Source organism: Actinoplanes sp. NPDC051633, assembly GCF_040681735.1.
Classification (GTDB): Bacteria; Actinomycetota; Actinomycetes; order Mycobacteriales; family Micromonosporaceae; genus Actinoplanes.
In genome coordinates this window covers 1-3,237 of sequence record NZ_JBFAZH010000907.1, presented here as the reverse complement: position 1 = coordinate 3,237, position 3,237 = coordinate 1, and the positions used below count along the sequence as shown (strand labels likewise).

Annotated in this window: 4 protein-coding genes; 2 read left to right on the top strand and 2 right to left on the bottom strand. The window is 71.5% G+C overall.

The window, feature by feature from the left end; translation table 11 throughout:
- Both AB0M20_RS34290 and AB0M20_RS34285 read left to right on the top strand, forming a co-directional pair.
- Positions 1–440: class F sortase (locus AB0M20_RS34290; protein ID WP_364304504.1), on the top strand; the 440-nt coding region annotated here is incomplete at its 5' end.
- Positions 441–571: 131 nt separating this feature from the next.
- Positions 572–1,726: a cysteine desulfurase family protein gene (locus tag AB0M20_RS34285; RefSeq protein WP_364304503.1), complete on the top strand. Its 1,155-nt coding sequence runs from the start codon at positions 572–574 to the stop codon at positions 1,724–1,726.
- 42 nt (positions 1,727–1,768) lie between these two features.
- Here the strand turns inward: AB0M20_RS34285 and AB0M20_RS34280 are convergent, their stop codons facing one another.
- Positions 1,769–2,728, bottom strand: coding sequence for an electron transfer flavoprotein subunit alpha/FixB family protein (locus AB0M20_RS34280; RefSeq protein ID WP_364304502.1), 960 nt, complete (start codon positions 2,726–2,728; stop codon positions 1,769–1,771).
- Between the two features lie 18 nt (positions 2,729–2,746).
- On the bottom strand, positions 2,747–3,237 hold a 491-nt coding region (locus AB0M20_RS34275; protein WP_364304501.1), incomplete at its 5' end, for an electron transfer flavoprotein subunit beta/FixA family protein.

The window sequence follows — 3,237 nt, the reverse complement described above, 5'->3', positions numbered from 1 at the left end:
CCCCGACCGGGCTGCGCGTGCCGAAGCTGAAGCTGGACGCGACGGTCGTCCCGGTCGGCGTGGACGACAAGGGTGACTTCGCGGTGCCGCCGAGCATCGACCGGGTCGGCTGGTACCGCTACGGCCCGGACTTCGCGGCGGAGAGCGGCTCGATCGTCATCGCCGGTCACGTGGACAGCGCCACGCAGGGCAAGGGCGCCTTCTTCGCGCTCGGGTCGCTGGCCCCCGGCGATCCGATCGTGCTGACCGGCGAGGACGGGGCGAAGCGGGAGTTCGAGGTGGTGGCCCGGGAGCGGTTCACCAAGACCAAGATTCCGCTGGACCGCTATTTCGCCCGGGACGGCAAGACGCGTCTCACCCTGATCACCTGCGGCGGCCCGTTCGACGCGAAATCCGGCCACTACCGCGACAACGTCGTGATCACCGCCCGGCCCGGCTGAGCGCCGGTCCGTGGCGGACCAACGGGCAACCGACCATTGCACCGACCTGACCAGGCCATCGTCGTGGGGGTAGTGACGGCCATGACGCACACGGGCGGTTCGGGCGTGGCTAGGCATAAGCTGTTGTGTTGATGGCCTACCTGGATCACGCCGCGACCACTCCGATGCTCCCCGAGGCGCTCGACGCTTACGTCGCGGCGGCCCGGCAGGTCGGCAATGCGTCGTCCCTGCACGCCGCCGGTCGCGGCGCGCGTCGCCTGGTCGAGGAGTCGCGCGAGCGGATCGCCGCCGTGCTGGGCGCTCGTCCGTCCGAGGTGATCTTCACCAGTGGCGGCACCGAGAGCGACAACCTGGCCACCAAGGGCCTGTTCTGGGCGCAACGGGACGCCACCGGCCGATCCCGGGTGATCGCGTCGGCGGTCGAGCACCACGCGGTGATGGACGCGGTCGACTGGCTCGGTGCGCACGAGGGCGCCCAGGCGACCTGGCTTCCGGTGGATTCGGCCGGCCGCGTCGATCCGTCGTCACTCGAGCTGGGCGACGACGTCGCCGTGGTCAGCGTCCAGTGGGCCAACAACGAGGTCGGCACCATCCAGCCGATCGCCGAGCTGGCCGCGCTCGCGGCGGCGGCCGGTGTCCCGTTCCACACCGACGCGGTGCAGGCGGTCGGTCAGGTCCCGGTCGACTTCGGGGCCTCGGGCGCGGCCGCCCTCACGGTCACCGGGCACAAGCTGGGCGGCCCGGTCGGGGTCGGCGCGCTGCTGCTCGGCCGTGACGTCGCCTGCACGCCGCTGCTGCACGGCGGCGGCCAGGAGCGCGACGTGCGCTCCGGCACGCTGGACACCCCGGGAGTGGTCGCGTTCGCGGTGGCGGTCGAGGCCGCGGTCAAGACCCAGGAGGAGTACGCGACGCGGATCGGGGCGCTGCGGGACGAGCTGGTGACCCGGGTCCGCGACGTGATCCCGGACGCGGTCCAGAACGGCGATCCCGCGAACCGCCTCCCCGGCAACGCCCACTTCAGCTTCCCCGGCTGCGAGGGCGACGCCCTGCTGTTGCTGCTGGACGCCAAGGGCATCGCCTGCTCGACCGGTTCGGCCTGCTCGGCGGGCGTGGCCCAGCCGTCGCACGTGCTGATCGCGATGGGCGCGGACGACGACCGAGCCCGATCGTCCCTGCGCTTCACCCTCGGCCACACCTCCACGGAGGCCGATGTGGACGCGCTGCTGGCCGCCCTGCCCGGCGCCGTCGAGCGCGCCCGCCGGGCGACAGCGTGGAAATCGCGATGAGAACGGCCCGGCCTGACCGGCCGGGCCGATTCCCAGATCTTCCTACTTACGCTTCCTGATCTCCTCGTCGGCCTGCGGGACGATCTTGAACAGGTCGCCCACCACGCCGAAGTCGGCCAGCTCGAAGATCGGCGCCTCGGCGTCCTTGTTGACCGCGACGATGGTCTTGCTGGTCTGCATGCCGGCCCGGTGCTGGATCGCCCCGGAGATGCCCAGCGCCACGTAGAGCTGCGGGGACACCGTCTTGCCGGTCTGCCCGACCTGGAACTGGTGCGGGTAGTAGCCGGAGTCGACCGCCGCGCGGGACGCGCCGACCGCGCCGCCGAGCAGGTCGGCCAGACCCTCGACCAGCTTGAAGTTGTCCGCGTTGCCCACGCCGCGGCCGCCGGAGACCACGATGGACGCCTCGGTCAGCTCCGGGCGCGAACCCTTCTGCTCGGCCACCCGCTCGACCACCTTGGTCAGCTTGTCCGTGTCGTTCACGGCGACCGACAGCTGCTCGACCTGCGGCGTGGCGGCCTGCGCTGCGGGGGTCACCGAGTTCGGCCGGATCGTCACGATCGGCACGCCCTTGGTGACCTTGGACTTGACGATCGTCGACCCGGCGAACACCACCTGCGTCGCCGTGCCGTCCGCGGTCAGCTCGACCGCGTCGATGAGCAGGCCGTTGTCCAGCTTCACCGCCAGCCGGCCGGCGATCTCCTTGCCCTCCTGGGTCGAGCCGAGCAGCACCGCGGCCGGCTCGACGCGCTTGACCAGCTCGGCCAGCACCGTCGCCTTCGGCGCGACCAGGTAACCGTCGATGTCCTCGCCCTCGGCGGCGTAGATCTTCTCCGCGCCGAACTCGCCCAGCTTCGCCGACAACGCGTCGGCCGCGCCGGAGCCGCCGAACACCACCGCCGACACCGGGCCCAGCTCGCGGGCGATGGTCAGCATCTCGAGCGTGACCTTCTTGACGCCGGCAGCCTGCGAGGCCTCGACGACGACCAGAACTTCAGCCATGACTGTCCCAACCCCCGCTCAGACGAACTTCTCGGACGCGAGGAACTCGACGAGCTTGGTGCCGCCGTCGCCCTCGTCGATGACCTTGGTGCCCGCGGACCGCGGCGGGCGCTTGGTCGCGGAGACCACTTCGGACGTGGCGCCGGCGAAGCCGACCTCCTCCGCGGCGACGCCCAGGTCGCTCAGCGAGAGGGTCTGCACCGGCTTCTTCTTCGCCGCCATGATGCCCTTGAACGACGGGTAGCGCGGCTCGTTGATCGTGTCCCACACGCTCACCACCGCGGGGGTGGCGGCCGTGACCACTTCGTACCCCTCATCGGTCTGCCGCTCCGCGGTCAGCTGCGAACCGTCCACGGTCAGCTTGCGGGCGCCGGTGAGCGCCGCCACCCCCAGCCGCTCGGCCAGCATGTGCGGCATCACCTGCACCCGGCCGTCGGTGGACTCCGCACCGCAGATCACCAGGTCGGCGTTGAGCGTGCCGAGCGCGGCCGCCAGCACCTTGGAGGTCG

Bases quoted from the DNA above. Each gene is read 5' to 3' on its own strand.
- AB0M20_RS34285 (WP_364304503.1), top strand. From the start codon at position 572: ATGGCCTACCTGGATCACGCCGCGACCACTCCGATGCTCCCCGAGGCG.
- AB0M20_RS34280 (WP_364304502.1), bottom strand. From the start codon at position 2,728: ATGGCTGAAGTTCTGGTCGTCGTCGAGGCCTCGCAGGCTGCCGGCGTC.